12 protein-coding genes, 1 tRNA gene and 2 pseudogenes are annotated in these 16302 nt (G+C 60.8%); 6 read left to right on the top strand and 9 right to left on the bottom strand.

Annotated elements, in window-relative coordinates:
* Window positions 1-259: 259 nt before the first annotated feature.
* The 7 genes and pseudogenes from DT23_RS18600 to DT23_RS09815 form a co-directional block, all read right to left on the bottom strand.
* A pseudogene (locus tag DT23_RS18600) lies at window positions 260-822 on the bottom strand (GGDEF domain-containing protein).
* Between the two features lie 1040 nt (window positions 823-1862).
* On the bottom strand, window positions 1863-2096 hold the full coding sequence (locus tag DT23_RS09840; RefSeq protein WP_038061267.1) for an acyl carrier protein: 234 nt from the start codon (window positions 2094-2096) through the stop codon (window positions 1863-1865).
* A 219-nt stretch (window positions 2097-2315) separates the two neighbouring features.
* On the bottom strand, window positions 2316-3053 hold the full coding sequence (fabG, locus tag DT23_RS09835) for a 3-oxoacyl-[acyl-carrier-protein] reductase (protein ID WP_038131099.1): 738 nt from the start codon (window positions 3051-3053) through the stop codon (window positions 2316-2318).
* A gap of 79 nt (window positions 3054-3132) precedes the next feature.
* Window positions 3133-4062, bottom strand: a complete 930-nt coding sequence (fabD, locus tag DT23_RS09830; protein WP_038131098.1) for an ACP S-malonyltransferase — start codon at window positions 4060-4062, stop codon at window positions 3133-3135.
* 173 nt (window positions 4063-4235) lie between these two features.
* Window positions 4236-5999, bottom strand: a complete 1764-nt coding sequence (gene ggt, locus DT23_RS09825) for a gamma-glutamyltransferase (RefSeq protein WP_240473583.1) — start codon at window positions 5997-5999, stop codon at window positions 4236-4238.
* A 261-nt stretch (window positions 6000-6260) separates the two neighbouring features.
* Window positions 6261-7670 carry a type I glutamate--ammonia ligase gene (gene glnA, locus DT23_RS09820; RefSeq protein WP_038130851.1) on the bottom strand — a complete coding sequence of 470 codons (1410 nt, stop codon included), beginning with the start codon at window positions 7668-7670 and terminating at the stop codon, window positions 6261-6263.
* 72 nt (window positions 7671-7742) lie between these two features.
* Window positions 7743-8081, bottom strand: coding sequence for a P-II family nitrogen regulator (locus DT23_RS09815; protein ID WP_038130849.1), 339 nt, complete (start codon window positions 8079-8081; stop codon window positions 7743-7745).
* A gap of 317 nt (window positions 8082-8398) precedes the next feature.
* Here DT23_RS09815 and DT23_RS09810 point away from each other — a divergent pair, with 317 nt between their 5' ends.
* A complete protein-coding gene (locus DT23_RS09810; RefSeq protein ID WP_038130846.1) occupies window positions 8399-9262 on the top strand; it encodes an NAD(P)H-hydrate dehydratase in 864 nt (287 codons plus the stop codon).
* A gap of 17 nt (window positions 9263-9279) precedes the next feature.
* Here the strand turns inward: DT23_RS09810 and DT23_RS09805 are convergent, their stop codons facing one another.
* Window positions 9280-9807: a Hint domain-containing protein gene (locus DT23_RS09805; RefSeq protein WP_081847078.1), complete on the bottom strand. Its 528-nt coding sequence runs from the start codon at window positions 9805-9807 to the stop codon at window positions 9280-9282.
* Between the two features lie 143 nt (window positions 9808-9950).
* Between DT23_RS09805 and DT23_RS09800 the strand changes: the two genes are divergently transcribed.
* From DT23_RS09800 to DT23_RS09780, 5 genes are all read left to right on the top strand, one after another.
* Window positions 9951-10034, top strand: a tRNA-Leu gene (locus DT23_RS09800).
* A gap of 655 nt (window positions 10035-10689) precedes the next feature.
* Window positions 10690-10836 (top strand): hypothetical protein, encoded by a 147-nt coding sequence (locus DT23_RS19505; RefSeq protein WP_156023915.1) that lies wholly within the window; start codon window positions 10690-10692, stop codon window positions 10834-10836.
* 305 nt (window positions 10837-11141) lie between these two features.
* Window positions 11142-12125: an HlyD family secretion protein gene (locus DT23_RS09790; protein ID WP_038130842.1), complete on the top strand. Its 984-nt coding sequence runs from the start codon at window positions 11142-11144 to the stop codon at window positions 12123-12125.
* Window positions 12122-14848: a ribosome-associated ATPase/putative transporter RbbA gene (rbbA, locus tag DT23_RS09785; RefSeq protein ID WP_038130840.1), complete on the top strand. Its 2727-nt coding sequence runs from the start codon at window positions 12122-12124 to the stop codon at window positions 14846-14848. Before DT23_RS09790 ends, rbbA begins: the two co-directional genes overlap by 4 nt.
* A gap of 1 nt (window position 14849) precedes the next feature.
* Window positions 14850-15977 (top strand): ABC transporter permease, encoded by a 1128-nt coding sequence (locus DT23_RS09780; protein ID WP_038130838.1) that lies wholly within the window; start codon window positions 14850-14852, stop codon window positions 15975-15977.
* A 116-nt stretch (window positions 15978-16093) separates the two neighbouring features.
* Here DT23_RS09780 and DT23_RS19880 read toward each other — a convergent pair.
* Window positions 16094-16302 (bottom strand): annotated as a pseudogene (locus tag DT23_RS19880) (hypothetical protein); the annotation flags it as partial.

Genomic DNA, 16302 nt, shown 5'->3' with positions numbered 1-16302 from the left:
CGAAAGTTCTGATACACGCGAGGCCCGCGCGGCGCAATCATCCAGACGAAACGCGCCTCCTCATAGGCGGCCCAACGCGAGTCTTCGCCCCCCAAACCACGGCACGACCGACGCTAATGCGCACCGCGGCTCTCATCATAAATGCCAGAAAACGCCGCGCGCGTGGCACCAAACTTACAAAGGATACGTCCCGCGCAACCTCCAACAGCCCGCAAGCGCACCGCAACTCAAGTGACCACCCAACCGCGATCATATCACGCTAGGCCACAATGCGACGCCGCTCAGTCCCACAAACCGGTTGATCAGCGGATGGAAACTGCACAGCAATCACAGCCTCCTGCGCAGACTCACAGCGACCACCGAAATCCGACTCTGCGGCCAACAAAACCTGGTTGCGCCCTGATTTCTTCGCCTCATACAACGCGCCATCCGTGCGCGCGTAAATCTGCTGCATGCTCTCCCCGATAAGCCATTGCGCCACGCCAATAGAGGCCGTCACCCGCTGCACAGAGCCATCATCGCGCGCGACGCCCACCTCTTCGATACTGGCGCGCAACCGCTTGGCAATCTCATAGCTCTCGACCAGATTGGCACCGGGCAAAATCACCGCGAACTCTTCACCACCGACGCGCGCCAAAGTATCATCCCAGCGCATTTCCAGCCGCAGCGCCTGCGCAACGTCATGCAACACACGGTCGCCCAGTTCATGCCGCCCAAATCGTTGATCGCCTTGAACCGATCCAGATCAATCATCAACAGCGAGAACGTCGCGTTGCTCTGCTCCGCCTGCGCCACCGCGCGACCAAAACGACGTTCCAGCATCACCCGGTTGAATACTTTCGTCAGCCCGTCGCGCAGCGCCAGATCAGACATTTCGCGCTCCAACTGCCGGCGCTTGTGATCGGCCCGCTCCATCAACACGGCCGTCACCACAATCAACGCAATATTAAACCCCGTCAGCACCGCGATCAGCAGAAAAACCTCGCTTTGGCCCGCCAGCCAATCCGGCACCCGCATGAACAACCCGCCCAGAACAAGCGGCGTCAAAATCCCAAGGAATAGCTGCATCCGCGCGTTGCGGCCTGACGCATAGGGCCCCAGAAGAACGCGCATCACACCACGATTGGCGTGGATTGCGGCAATCGATGCCGCCAGCGCGATCGTCATCACACCGGTCGTCAACGACATTTGCCCCAATATTTCTTGCTCTTGCCAGATCCCTGCGATTAGCAAAATCACGATCAACCCAAGCGCCAGAAAGCACAGAAGCGCCCCCAAAGAATGAAACCGCGCCTCGCTGATCAAAAAGCCAGCCGCAATCATGCCCAGCACCAGCGCCGTGTTCCAGCCCATCATATACGGCCCGCCAACACCAAAAAAAGGGCCGAGTTGCGGCACGAAACGCGCCGTCACAATGGCCAAACACAGCCCCGCCAAAACGCTGGCCACGCGCAGATTGCGCCGCCGCATCAGCACCGCCCCGCATAAAAGCAACACCAAAACGGATGTCATTTCATGCGTTTTGTAGCTGTCAGCAAAGACCCCAAACATCCGCTCCGAATGCAGAAAATGCCCAACCAACGGCCAAAGTGCCACCGCCGCCGCCAGCCAAGCCAAAGGACGCACCAGAATTTGGGAAAGACGATAGACTGTCAAATCTTGGCTCCTAGCAAGAAAGCGGTAGAACATTGCCCCACCGCGCAAAGGCTTCAGCCAAAGTAGAAAAAACTCCTAAACAAAGGCTTAAGAACCGGCCAGAAAACCGCAAAACCCGTCGCAAACCTCAAATCCGCATATCGCAAACGAAAAACGGCGCCCCAAAACCGGAGCGCCGTTCACAATACTCAATCGCCAAAAGCGCGTTACGCGGCTTCCGTGATGAATTTCACTGCATCGCCAACAGTCTGAATGTTCTCAGCGGCGTCATCGGGAATTTCGATGCCGAACTCTTCTTCGAACGCCATGACCAGCTCAACGGTGTCAAGGCTGTCCGCGCCCAGGTCGTCGATGAACGAAGCGCTCTCGGTGACCTTGTCTTCTTCCACGCCGAGATGTTCCACGACGATCTTCTTCACGCGATCTGCGATGTCGCTCATGTCAATTCCTCAAAATTCTAGGGCCTAGAGCCCAGTCTATGCTCGTTCGAGCGTCTCATCCGCCCCGACGGATCACGAGGCCGCAAGCAGGCCCGGCGCAACATACGCCAAGCCCGTCTGCTGCGCTCATACCGATTGGTGTTGCTCAAGGCAAGCCGTTTTTAGCCCCGTCGCAAGCTGCAATTGCCCTGAGGTCACGCCAATGTTAGCGCGCAACACTCAGATCATCGCCATGCCGCCATTCACATGCAGAACGGACCCCGTGACATAACCCGCCTCAGGGCTCGCCAAATAGCGCACGGCAGCCGCGATTTCATGCGGCGTCCCCATCCGTCCGACCGGGATCTGGCCCATCAGCCCACTCTTTTGATCCTCACTCAGCTTGTCCGTCATCGCCGTTGCAATAAAGCCCGGCGCCACGCAATTCACCGTCACGCCGCGGCTAGCAACTTCAAGCGCCATCGATTTCGACGCGCCCACTAGCCCCGCCTTGGCGGCAGCATAATTCACCTGCCCCGGATTGCCGGTTTGACCGACAATCGAGGTGATATTGATAATCCGCCCCCAGCGCGCCTTCATCATCGTGCGCAGCGATCCGCGCATCAGGCGAAACGCCGCCGTCAGGTTCACGTCAATCACCGATTGCCAGTCGTCATCCGACATCCGCATGCTCAGCCCATCGCGCGTGATTCCGGCATTGTTGACCAGAATATCCAAGCCCCCCATCGCCGTGATCGCCGCTTTCGGCAGCGCCTCAACCGACTCCGGATCGCTCAGATTGGCCGGGCACACATGCGCGCCCTCACCCAATTCCGCCGCCAAAGCCTCCAGCGGCTCCACCCGCGTGCCCGACAGCGCGACGATCGCACCACCGGCATGCAAAGCGCGCGCGATCTCGGCCCCGATCCCCCCGGAAGCCCCAGTCACAAGCGCATATTTACCTTTAAGATCAAACATCTGCGAACCTTTCTTCATCTGGCTTTCATCTGGCCAAAAATACTCCAGGGGGTCCGGGGGAAGATCCCCCGGCGCGCCCTCAGCCCTTCAGCGCAGCGATATCTTCGGGCGTGCCCACCGCGCGACAGGTCACGTCCTTGGCGATGCGCCGGATCATGCCCGACAGCGCCTTACCCGCGCCGATCTCCCAGATCTCGTCCACGCCTTGACCCGCCATCCACACCACGCTCTCGCGCCAGCGCACCGAGCCCGTCACCTGCTCCACCAACAACTGCCGGATCAGGTCAGGATCACTCACCGCCTCGGCGCGCACATTGGCCACCAGCGGCACCACCGGTGCCTTGATCGCAACATCGGCCAGAGCCGCCGCCATCGCATCGGCTGCGGGCTGCATCAGCGCGCAGTGGAACGGGGCAGACACCGGCAACATCACCGCGCGTTTCGCCCCGGCTTCCTTGGCCAATACCGTGGCGCGCTCAACCGCCTCTTTATGGCCCGAAATCACCACCTGCGACGGGTCATTGTCATTGGCCGCTTGGCAAACCTGCCCCTGCGCCGCAGCTTCGGCCACCGCCGACGCCGCCGCAAAATCGAGCCCCAGCACCGCCGCCATCGCGCCCACACCCACCGGCACCGCCGATTGCATTGCCTCACCGCGCAGGCGCAACAGCCGCGCGGTATCGGCCAAACTCAGCGAACCCGCCGCACACAGCGCCGAATATTCTCCCAAGGAATGCCCCGCCACAAACGCCGCATCTGACACCGAAAACCCTTCGGCCTCAAGCGCACGCATCGCCGCAATCGAGGTCGCCATCAAAGCGGGCTGCGCATTGGCCGTCAGCGTCAGCGCCTCCGCCTCACCCTCCCAGATCAGCGCGCTCAGGCTTTCGCCCAAAGCCGCGTCCACCTCGTCAAACACCGCCTGCGCCGCCGGATAGGCCTGCGCCAACGCGCGCCCCATACCAATCGTCTGCGCGCCCTGCCCTGGAAATACAAATGCTCGGCTCATCTCGGCCATCCTCCTGCATATTCTTTGCAAAACCCTTAACGCGCGCGCGGGTTTGGGGCAAGTTGTGCAAGAGGATAGGAAAAGGGCGCGGCCCGACTAGCCTGATCTACGCCCGAGGGCTAAGGCGACCTAAAGTCAATCGCCACAGCCATCGGACGAGAAATGCCCCGCGCTTAATAGCCTTTCGCCAGACCCGAGGGGCGACGGTCATCATTGGCCCCCTCCAGCAGCCCTGTCTCGGGATTGGCCAAGATCGCTTCATCTGCGCCCCAAGGCGCGCGTTCCTTGAACGTATATCCCATCGCCTCCAGCGCGGATTGCGTCTTGGGCGTCAAATAGCCGGGCTCAACAGAGACGACATCGGGCAACCACTGATGATGGACTCGCGGCGCATCGACGGCCTGCTGCATATTCATCCCGAAATCGACCACGTTAAGAATGCTCTCCAGCACGGTCGAGATAATGGTCGAGCCGCCGGGGCTGCCCGTCACCATGAACAGCTTGCCATCTTTCAGCACAATCGTGGGCGTCATTGAACTGAGCGGGCGCTTGCCGGGCGCGACCGCATTCGTCTTGCCCTGCACCAGACCGAAGGCGTTAGGCACGCCCGGCTTGGCGGTAAAATCATCCATCTCGTTGTTGAGGAAAAATCCTGTATCGCCCGCGATTTTGCCCGTCCCGAAAAAGAAGTTGAGCGTGTAGGTTACCGCCACCGCGTTGCCCTTCGCATCCACGATAGAATAATGCGTCGTATGCTGCCCCTCATTCGCGCCCAGACTGCCCTTGATCTGCGAAGACGGCGTCGCGCGGTCCGGCTGGATCGTTGCGCGCAGTTTGTCGGCATGTTCAGGTGAAATCAGCGTCGCGACCGGATTTTTCACGAAAGCCGGATCGCCCAGATAGGTATTGCGATCTGCAAAGGCCCGCCGCTCAGCCTCGACGAGCGCATGGGTGACCTCGGTCGAGGCATAGCCCCATTTCGCGAAGGGATAAGGCTTCATGATTTGCATGATCTCGCACACCGTCGTGCCGCCAGAGCTGGGCGGCGGGGCCGAGACGACCTGATAGCCGCGATAGTCACAGCTCACGGGCGCACTCCAGGGGGCGGTGTATTGGGCGAAATCCTGCATCGTGAACAGCCCGCCACCGGCCTGACTGGCCGCCACGATCGCCTTGGCGATTGGACCCTCGTAAAACGCCTTGCTCCCTTTCTGTGAAATCAGTTCCAGCGTCTTGGCAAGTTCAGGCTGCTTCAGCCGTTCGCCCGCCTTGTAGGGCGTGCCATCGGAATGCAGGAAGGTTTTCGCAACATTGGGCTGGCTGGCAAACAGCTTGGTGCGCAGATCCAGCAGCTTCACATCCGCGCCATTCAGCACAAACCCCTCGCGCGCCAGCTTGATCGCCGGGGCCATCACCTGCGCGCGTGTCATCGTGCCATATTTGGCCAGCGCCTCTTGCAAGCCCATCACAGTCCCCGGCACACCCGTTGCAAGCCAAGAATCCCGGCTGAGCTTGGGGTCGGCATTGCCTTGCGCATCCAGAAACATATCCGCCGTCGCCGCCATCGGGGCTTTTTCGCGAAAATCGAGAAACAGGTTCTGTCCATCGGCAAGATGCACGGTCATGAAACCGCCTCCCCCGAGATTACCGCAACAAGGATGCACCACCGCCAGCGCGTAGCCAACCGCCACCGCCGCATCCACCGCATTGCCCCCGCTTTTCAGAATATCGACGCCAATATCGGTGGCCAGATGCTGCGCCGTAACCACCATCGCATGTTTGGCCGTCACGGGCTTGGCGGCTGCAAGCTGGGCGCGGCTCGCCTCCACCGTCCCGAGATCGGGCAAGGCCGAGGCAGCGCTGTCCTGGGTATCGGCCAGAACCGGAAAGGCAAGCATCATCAGACAGGTAGAGAAAAGGGCGACGGCACGGCGCATGGGCAAGGCTCCTCGTTGGTGTTCAGTCTGAAGCCCGATCCGTAGCACAGATCGCCAAGGCGCACACTCGCTCTAAAGTTGCAAAATATCACACTCTCGCGAGGCCAGACGAAGCACCAACCGTCAGATTGTCCAGCGTCACGATACGAAACATACAGATTTTCCCACAGACATGAAAAACGCATCTATGGGCTAAATCCCCCAAACCACAAAAAAGGGCGCCCGAAGGCGCCCTTTTCCGTCATTCCATCACGCCCTGCCTCAGCAGGAGTAATATAGTTTATATTCCATCGGGTGGGGGCAATGCTCGTAGGCGTAAACCTCTTCCCATTTCAGGCCCAGATAGCCCTCAAGCTGCCCCTTCGTGAACACATCGCCTGCCAGCAGGAACTCGTGATCAGCCTCAAGCGACTCCAGCGCCTCACGCAGTGAACCGCAAACAGTCGGGATCGCGGCCAGCTCTTCGGGGGGCAGATCGTACAGATCCTTGTCCGAAGACGGGCCGGGGTCGATCTTGTTCTTGATACCGTCAAGACCGGCCATCAGCAGCGCTGCAAAGCACAGATAGGGGTTGGCCGAGGGATCGGGGAAGCGCGCTTCGACACGTTTCGCCTTGGGGTTCTCGGCCCACGGAATACGCACACAGCCCGAGCGGTTGCGGGCGGAATAGGCGCGCAGCACGGGGGCTTCAAAGCCCGGGATCAGGCGTTTGTAGCTGTTGGTCGAGGGGTTGGTGATCGCGTTCAACGCCTTGGCGTGCTTGAGGATACCACCGATGAAATACAGCGCCTCTTGGCTCAGATCGGCGTATTTGTCGCCTGCGAACAAGGGCTTGCCGTCTTTCCAGATCGACATGTTGACGTGCATCCCGGTGCCGTTATCGCCCGAGATGGGCTTGGGCATAAAGGTCGCCGACTTGCCATAGGCGTGGGCCACGTTGTGGATGACGTATTTGTATTTCTGGATCTCGTCCGCTTGATGGGTCAGCGAGCCAAAGATCAGACCCAGCTCGTGCTGACAGCTCGCCACTTCGTGGTGATGCTTGTCGACCTTCATCCCCATGCGCTTCATGGTGGAGAGCATTTCCGAACGCAGATCTTGCGCTTCGTCGATCGGGTTGACCGGGAAATAGCCGCCCTTCACGCCGGGACGATGGCCCATGTTGCCCATTTCATAGGACGTGTCGGTGTTCCACGAGGCGTCAATCGCGTCGACCTCGAAGGAGACTTTGTTCATCTCGACCGAATAGCGCACGTCGTCGAACAGGAAGAATTCAGCTTCCGGCCCCCAGAACGACTGATCGCCGATCCCCGACGCAATCAGATAGGCCTCGGCCTTTTCGGCGGTGCCGCGCGGGTCGCGATCATAGGCTTCGCCGGTGTCGGGCTCGACCACGGTGCAATGCACGCACATGGTTTTTTCCGCGTAGAAGGGGTCGATGTAAACCGAGCCTGCATCGGGGATCAGTTTCATGTCGGATTGGTCAATCGACTTCCAACCTGCGATCGACGAGCCGTCGAACATAAAGCCGTCTTCAAAGAAGTCTTCATCGACTTCCGTGTTGATCAGCGTGACGTGCTGTAGCTTGCCGCGCGGATCGGTAAAACGGACGTCGACATATTCGACCTCCTCGTCCTTCATCAGCTTTACAGCGTCCTTAATCTTGCTCATGTCGCTAAATCCCTTTCGTTGAGCGTTGGGAAGGCCCCGGCCCGAAGGCATCTGAGGCCGAATTGGGGAAACTTACAGCGCGTCGTCGCCGGATTCGCCGGTTCTGATGCGGATCGCCTGCTCCATCGAAGAGACGAAAATCTTGCCGTCACCGATCTTTTCGGTGCGCGCAGCCTGCGTGATCGCCTCGATGGCGGCATCGACCATATCGTCGGGCAGCACCATCTCGATCTTCACTTTCGGAAGGAAATCAACGACATATTCGGCGCCGCGATACAGCTCGGTATGTCCTTTTTGGCGGCCGAACCCTTTGACTTCGATCACAGAAAGCCCTTGAATTCCGACTTCCTGAAGCGCTTCTTTCACTTCATCAAGCTTGAAGGGTTTAATGATCGCTTCAACTTTTTTCATGCCACCGACTCCCCCGTCTGGTCTTGTTACCGACCCTCTCAGACCACTTTCCACCAGCCCTCGCAATCGGCTAGGCTGGGCACGCCGGAGGAGAGGCCGGGAAACCCAATTGCGCGCCAGTTTTTCAAGCTTGTCGCACAAAAATGCAGCAGTTTAGAAACAATTCACTGTGGAGGCTGCGTGACATCCCCACGAAACACCAACCCATGCGCCCCCCGAACATTGCCCCCTTGAAGCCGTTTACCAATTCCTCAAACCTTGCTGCTACTCTGCCCCCTGCCCCTTACCGCGCTCATTTCTTTCTGACGGAGGCCAAGATGACCCGCCAAATCGCGCTGACCGATGACATGCGCGCCAGCCTCGCCAAATCCCCCGAGGCGCATAAATACGGCCACGGCCATGCCTTGGTGCTGTCAGGCGGCGCGGGCCAAGGCGGCGCGGCGCGTCTGGCCGCGCGGGCGGCGCTGCGTGTGGGCGCAGGGTTGGTCACCATCGCCGCCCCCACGGCCTCGTTTTATGAACAGTCGGCACAGCTTACCGCCGTGATGCTCACCGCCCTGCCCGACAGTTATAGCCTGCGCGGCTTGCTGCAAGATGATCGCCTCAACGCGCTCTGCCTTGGCCCCGGTCTAGGGCAAAAACGCGCCGCCGAAATGGTGCCGGCAGCCCTTTGGGGCGCGCGCGCGACGGTGTTGGACGCAGATGCGCTCACCGCGTTTGAGCATGAGCCCGACCATCTGTTCACCCAGACCCATGACAAGGTGGTGCTGACCCCTCATATGGGAGAGTTCCGCCGCCTCTTTCCCGACCTCGCCGAAACGCTCGCTGAGGACGACAACGCGCGTGAGAGCAAACTCCACGCCACAAGCGCCGCCGCCAAACGCGCGGGCTGCACCGTGTTGCTCAAGGGGGCCGAGACCACGATCGCAACGCCAGACGGAGAAACTGCGCTACATTGCGCAACAGGCGCGCGCGCAGCCCCGTGGCTTGCCACCGCAGGCGCGGGCGATGTGCTCTCCGGGATCATCACCGGCCTACTGGCGCGCGGGCTTTCCCCGTTTGACTCTGCGTGCACCGGCGCATGGCTGCATGTCGAAGCCGCCCGCAGCTTCGGCCCCGGCCTCATCGCCGAAGACCTGCCAGAAACCCTCCCCCAAGTCTTTCGCGACATCGGGGTGTAGCGCCCGCGCTTCGCGCCCTACGCGGTAACCCGCGCGGGCGTCATCGCGATTTCAACGCCATCGGCATAGATCACTTCGGGGGTGTCAAATTGCAAAGCGAACATCCGCGCGCGCGCTGTGCCTTTGGTCACATATTGCCCGTCAACAACTGAACTCGCCGTCACCAACGCCTCGCGTTTGCCGTAGATCAGCTCGACGCGCCAATCGCGCAACAACAGCCGCGCCTGCGGGCCCAGCAGCAACGGCGCTCCGGGGCGGTCATGCCCAAGCGCACCGGGCGCCACACGCACTAGCGGCCCGACATAATCGCCCCTTACCACGGCACGCAGCTTGCGCGTGCCAGATCGCGTCACGATCCGGTCTCCCGGTTCAAGATATTCAACCGGCAAAGCGCCTTCTAACGTGTAAATCCGCGCGCCCTGTGCAATCGCACCGGCCAATTCGCGACTATCGGCGCACGCATGAGCGCGCGCATCCGCCTTTAAATCGATCAATCCCTGCAACAGAGCGCTTGCCCCGTTGCACCCCGGACCGGTTCTGTCCATGGCTATCCCTACTCGTCTGCCTCAAGTTCTTTGGCGTCTTTTGCGCCTTTCCAATAGCTTAGGCGCATATTCTCGCAAGTTACGAGCGAAAAATCACATCCCCCCTTTCCAGCGCGCAAAGCTGTTGCTATTACGCCCCGCATGCGGGTGTGGCGGAACTGGTAGACGCACCAGATTTAGGTTCTGGCGCCTTTGGCGTGGGGGTTCGAGTCCCTTCACCCGCACCACCAACCTCGGTGGAAACAACTTATTTCATTCAAAACAACAACTTACACCGCTTTCTTGATGTGACCCCATGGACATACCAAGCTCAGATCAATGCCCGCTCCACTCAAGCCGCAACACATCGGCGCCTTGAGCACCCCCCTTAGCGCGGCACGCGAGGGGCAGCGCAATCCCCGTTTCGCCAAAGATTTCGCCGCGACATTGTAACTCTCCGCCCCAGCGCGCGTGGCTACTTCACCCCCCCGCGATACGCGTTGCGATCGAAACCGCGCACTTGATCTGCAACGGCCAAGCGGCGTTCACAGCCTCGTGTGCGCGCGACAGGGCTGCTGGGGCGGAGCGTTCTATCTCGGCAATCCACAGGAGATTTCCAAATGAAACGCCTGCTTCTCATCACGGCCTTGGCCACCAGCACGTTTGCCTCCGCAGGCTGGGCGCAAAGCACGCATAACACTAACGGGAAATGCGCCCCTTGGTCAGCACTGCACCCAGCAGCAGGATAATCGAAAACGCGACGGACATGACGACAAAGCCAGCTCTCAGCGCAAATCGAGCGCGCAAAAGGCGGTGCCCCATCAGTCATCAACGCGCTATAAAGATCACAGGACGCATGTGTCTCAAAAGACCGAGCGCCGCCACAGCGCGCCGGGTCACGCCTTGAGCCAAGCCCAACGCAAACACTTACCCCCGCTGAAGTCGGGGCGCGAATATCGTGTCGTCAATAATCGTGTCGTCGTTATCGACAGCTCGACCTTTGCCACAGTCACGGCGCTTGGCCTGCTTGGCGTTCTGCTCAACAACTAAGACCCGGTTACCGCCAATGAACCCCGCCTTGGGTCCATCCCCGAAGGCGGGGTTTTCCTGTGCCCGCAAGGCGCAAGTATTCCCTCACGCCCGGCTTTCAAGCCCACCCGAAGCAACGAAACGCGCGCAATTTCCAGCGCCATCACATATCGGCTATGCAAATTCTGCTGCGTTGACTTCAACATTTCGCTACTGCTATTCCAACCCTATGCATTCTGCGCCGCAGCGCGACCTTGCGCCCAACGGCAGGGCGGTCTGGCAACCGACATTCCGGTTGCAAGCCGCGAAATCCGGAGATCGAACCCATGCAATGGAAGCGTCTGAGCCTGATCCTCGCCGCCCTTTTAGTGATTGCGGGGGGCGGATATTACTACTGGCTCAGCACCAAGACCCCGGCCCTGCCCGCCGGTTTCGCGATGAGCAACGGACGCATCGAGGCCGAGCGCATCGACGTTTCGGCCAAGATGGCGGGGCGGATTTCCGAGGTGCTGGTCTCGGAAGGCGATTGGGTCAAGGCGGGCCAGATCATCGCGCATATGGATGCCGCCCAGATCGACGCCCAGTTACGTGCCGCCAAAGCCGCCGTGCTGCAAGCCAAGCAGCAGAAACTTCAGGCCGAGGCGCTGTCCAACCAACGTATTTCCGAACAAAAATACGCCCAGACCGAATATGAGCGGGCCGAAAAGCTGGCCGCCAACGGCCACACCAGCCAGGAACAGCTGGATCGCGCCCAGACCACGCTGAACACCGCAAAAGCCGGCGTCAGCGCCGCTGCGGCGGGCGTTGATCTGGCGAGCGCGACGATTGCTGCGGCCGAGGCTTCGCTTGAGCAGCTGCAAAGCCTGCGCGACGATATGGATCTCAAGGCCCCCCATGACGGTCGGGTGCAATATATTCTGGCGAAAGCGGGCGAGATTGTCGGTGCGGGCGGCAAGGTGGTGACGCTCACCGACCTGACCGATATCTACATGACGATCTTTCTGCCCGCCGCCGATGCCGGGCGTCTGTCGATCGGGGCGCAGGCCCGCTTGGTCCTTGATCCGATCCCGGAATATGTGATCCCCGCGACGGTGACTTTCGTGGCCAGTTCGGCGCAATTCACGCCCAAATCGGTGGAAACCTCGGATGAGCGCGAGCAGTTGATGTTTCGCGTCAAGCTGACGATCCCGCCCAAGTTGCTGGCGAAATATCAGGAACAGGCCAAGGCCGGGGTCGCCGGAATCGGCTATGTGCGCGTGGATGACAGCGCCGAGTGGCCCGAGACGCTTCAGGTGAAGCTGCCGCAATGACGCGCGCACCGGTCGCAAGCCTGTCGGGGATCACGCATCGCTACGGTGCGACTTGCGCGCTGGACGATGTAAGCCTCGACATTCCGGCGGGCTGCATGGCGGGGCTGATCGGGCCGGACGGGGTGGGCAAATCTTCGCTGCTGGCGCTGATCGCGGGCGTGCGCAAGTTGCAAACCGGTAAGGCGATGGTGCTGGGCGGCGACATTCGCGACCGCGCCCATCTGCAGGCCTGCAACCACCGCATCGCCTATATGCCCCAAGGTTTGGGGCGCAATCTTTACCCGACGCTGAGCGTGCGCGAGAACCTTGATTTCTTTGGTCGCCTGTTCGGGCAATCGCAGGCGGAACGGCGCGCACGCATCGACGACCTGCTGCAATCGACCGGGCTTGATCCGTTTCCCGACCGCGCGGCGGGCAAGCTCTCGGGCGGGATGAAGCAGAAACTGTCGCTGTGCTCGGCGCTGATCCACGATCCCGATCTGATGATTCTGGATGAGCCGACCACCGGCGTCGATCCGCTGTCGCGCCAGCAATTCTGGGATCTGATCGACCGCATCCGCCGCGAGCGCCCCGCGATGAGCGTGATCGTCGCCACCGCCTATATGGACGAGGCAGAGCGCTTTGACTGGCTCGCCGCGATGTCGGATGGCAAGGTGATCGCCACGGGCGCGCCCGCCGAGATCCGCGAACAGGCCGGACAACCGACGCTGGAATCGGCCTTCATCGCGCTTTTGCCCGAAGAAGAGCGCGCCGGGCATCACGAGGTGATCGTGCCCCCGCGTGTGCCCAGCGACGGCCCACCCGCGATCGAGGCGCAGGGGCTGACCTGTCGCTTTGGCAATTTCACCGCCGTCGATCACGTCGATTTCCAGATCGAGCGGGGCGAAATTTTCGGCTTTCTCGGCTCGAACGGCTGCGGCAAGACCACGACGATGAAAATGCTGACCGGGTTGCAGCCCGCCAGCGAGGGCAAGGCGCTGCTGTTTGGCGAAGTGCTGGATGCGGGCGATATGGCGACGCGGCGGCGCGTGGGCTACATGTCGCAATCCTTCTCGCTTTACAGCGAACTCAGCGTACGGCGAAATCTGGAACTGCACGCCCAGCTTTATCAACTGCCCGTCGAGACCCGCGCCGCGCGGGTGCGCGAGATGCTAGAGCAGTTTGACCTTACCGAAGAGGCCGACAAGCGCCCCGACGCGCTGCCTTTGGGCATCCGACAGCGCCTGCAACTCGCCGTTGCGCTGATCCACTCGCCCGAGGTGCTGATCCTTGACGAACCGACCTCGGGCGTCGATCCGGTGGCGCGCGACAGTTTCTGGCAGCACCTGATTGATCTGTCGCGCAATCACGGCGTGACGATCTTTGTCTCGACCCATTTCATGAACGAGGCCGAGCGTTGCGACCGGATCTCGCTGATGCATGCCGGGCGCGTTCTGGCCGTGGGCACCCCGGCGGACCTTGCGCACAGCAAAGGCACCGACAGTCTTGAAGAAGCTTTTGTGAGCTACCTGCGCGAGGCTGAAACGACGCCCGATCGCGCCCCTGCCCCGCCCGCGACCCACGCCGCGACCGATAGCCCCGCGAGCGTGCATCGCGCCTTTGATCCTGCCCGTCTATGGGCTTTTGCGCGGCGCGAAAGCATCGAATTGCTGCGCGACAAGATCCGGCTGAGCTTTGCTTTTCTCGGGCCGATCATCCTGATGCTGACCTTCGGCTATGGCATTTCCTTTGACGTGCAGGACCTGCCCTACGCGGTGTTTGACCAAGACCAAAGTGCTGAAAGCCGCGCATTGATGGAAAGCTTTTCGGGCTCGCGCTGGTTTTCCGAACAGCCCCCCGCGACCAGTGCCGCCGATCTGAGCGCGCGCATGAAAAGCGCAGAGCTTGTCGTCGGCATCGAGATTCCGCCCGATTTCGGCAAAGACCTGTTGCGCGGCGAGCGCCCAGAAGTGCGGGTCATGGTCGATGGCGCGATGCCGTTTCGCGCCGAGACCACCCGCGGTTATCTGTCGGGGCTGGCCGCCTCTTACATGTCCGATCAGATTGAACGCACCTACGGCCGCGTGATCAACACATCAGCGGCCAGCGTCGAGACCCGGTTTCTCTATAACCAGTCCTTTAAAAGCGTCTATGCGATGATCCCCTCGGTGATCATGCTGATGCTGATCCTGATCCCGTCGATGATGTCCGCAATGGGCGTCGTGCGTGAAAAAGAGACCGGCTCAATCGCCAATTTCCGCTCTACCCCGGTGACGCGGACCGAGTTCATCTTGGGCAAGCAACTGCCCTATATCGTGATTGCGCTGATCAGTTTCGTCACGCTGATGATGATGGCTTACGGGGTGTTTGGCGTGACGGTTAAGGGGTCGATCAGCACGCTATTGCTGGGCACGTTGCTGTATGTGATGGCGGCGACCGGATTTGGCGTTCTGATCTCTGCCTTCACGCGCACGCAGGTGGCCGCGACCTTCGCCGCCGCCGTGATCGCGATCATTCCGGCGGTCAATTTCTCGGGGCTGCTGGTGCCGGTGTCCTCGCTGTCAGGCAGCGGGCGGCTGATCGGTCTGGCCTTTCCCTCGGCGTGGTATCAGCAGATCAGCGTGGGCACGTTCACCAAGTCGCTGGGCTTTGCCGAACTGTGGCAGAACCACCTGATGCTGGCGGGGTTTGCGGTGTTCTTCGTCGCCGTGTCGATCCTTGCGCTGCGCAAGCAGGAGAAATGAGATGATGCGCTGGCTCACCAATGTTTTCCGCCTCGGGCTTAAGGAACTCAGCAGCTTGCGCGCCGATCCGGTGCTGATCGTGCTGATCGTCTATATCTTCAGCTTTGCGGTCTATTCGGTGGCGACGGGGGCCAAGCTCGAGGTGCTCAACGCCTCGGTCGCCTATGTCGATCAGGACCGCTCGGCGCTAAGCGGGCGCATCCTAAGCGCGATCCTGCCCCCCGAATTCAACCCGCCCGAAGAGATTTCGGCAAGTGACGTGCAAAAGGTCATGGATCGCGGGGACTATGTTTTTGTGCTCACGATCCCGCCCCATTTCGAGGCCGATGTGCTGGCCGGGTATCAGCCCGAAATCCTGATGGATGTCGATGCCACGGCGATGGTGCAGGCGGGCAATGGGTCGGTCTTTCTGCAAGAGATCATCGCCGCCGAAGTGACCAAATTCGTCTCGGGGAATGACACCGACAGCGTCCTGCCTATCAATCTGGTCGTGCGCACGCTGTTCAACCCCAACCGCAACACGGTCTGGTTTTCCTCGGTGATGCAGATCATCAACAATATCACCATCCTGTCGGTGCTGCTGACCGGTGCCGCCCTGATCCGCGAGCGTGAACACGGCACGATTGAGCATCTTCTGGTGATGCCTGTAACGCCCTCGGAAATCATGGTCGCCAAAATCTGGGCCAACGGGCTGGCGATCATTGTCGCCGCGATCCTGTCGATCTGGCTGGTGGTGCAGACCTTGCTGGGCGTGCCGGTTGCGGGCTCGATCCCGCTATTTGTGCTGGGGGCGGTGCTGTATCTGGTGTCCGTCACCGGGCTGGGCATTTTGCTGGCCACCTTCACCACCTCGATGCCGCAATTCGGGCTGCTGGCCCTGCCGGTGCTGGTGGTGATGAACCTGCTGTCAGGCAGCACAACCCCGATGGAATCGATGCCGGTCTGGCTGCAAAACGTGATGCAGATCTCGCCCTCGACGCATTTCGTCGCCTTCTCGCAGGCGATCCTCTATCGCGGTGCGGGGCTGTCGATTGTCTGGCCCAATATGGTCATCATGGTGACGCTGAGCGCGGTGTTCTTTGTCATCGCGCTCAAACGGTTCCGCCTGACCATGGCCACCGCACATTAAGCCAGCCTCCGTCCGCCGCTGCTTTCGACCATCTCACGATCAGGATGGAGCGCCATATGACGGGCGCACGCTTCCCGCTTCGCGAAAGGTGCCTCCCTGTCATCGGCGTTACTCCTTTAGCGTTGCAACACGTATTTTCCCGGTGCGGGGCACAGCGGGGGGTATCCGGCCTCATCTCGCCCGATCCGGGGCAGCGGGCCGGGGTCGCCGGAACGTTTGGCCAGCCATGCTTGCCACGCGGGCCACCAGGAGCCTTCGTGTTCGGGAGTGCTGTTGAACCATTTTTGCGACGGCATATAGCTGGAATTGGCGCGGTGATCGCCGA

It is taken from the genome of Thioclava indica (assembly GCF_000714545.1).
GTDB lineage: Bacteria > Pseudomonadota > Alphaproteobacteria > Rhodobacterales > Rhodobacteraceae > Thioclava > Thioclava indica.
The sequence above is the reverse complement of the archived record's forward strand: the minus strand, read 5'-3'. Positions and strand labels throughout refer to the sequence as shown.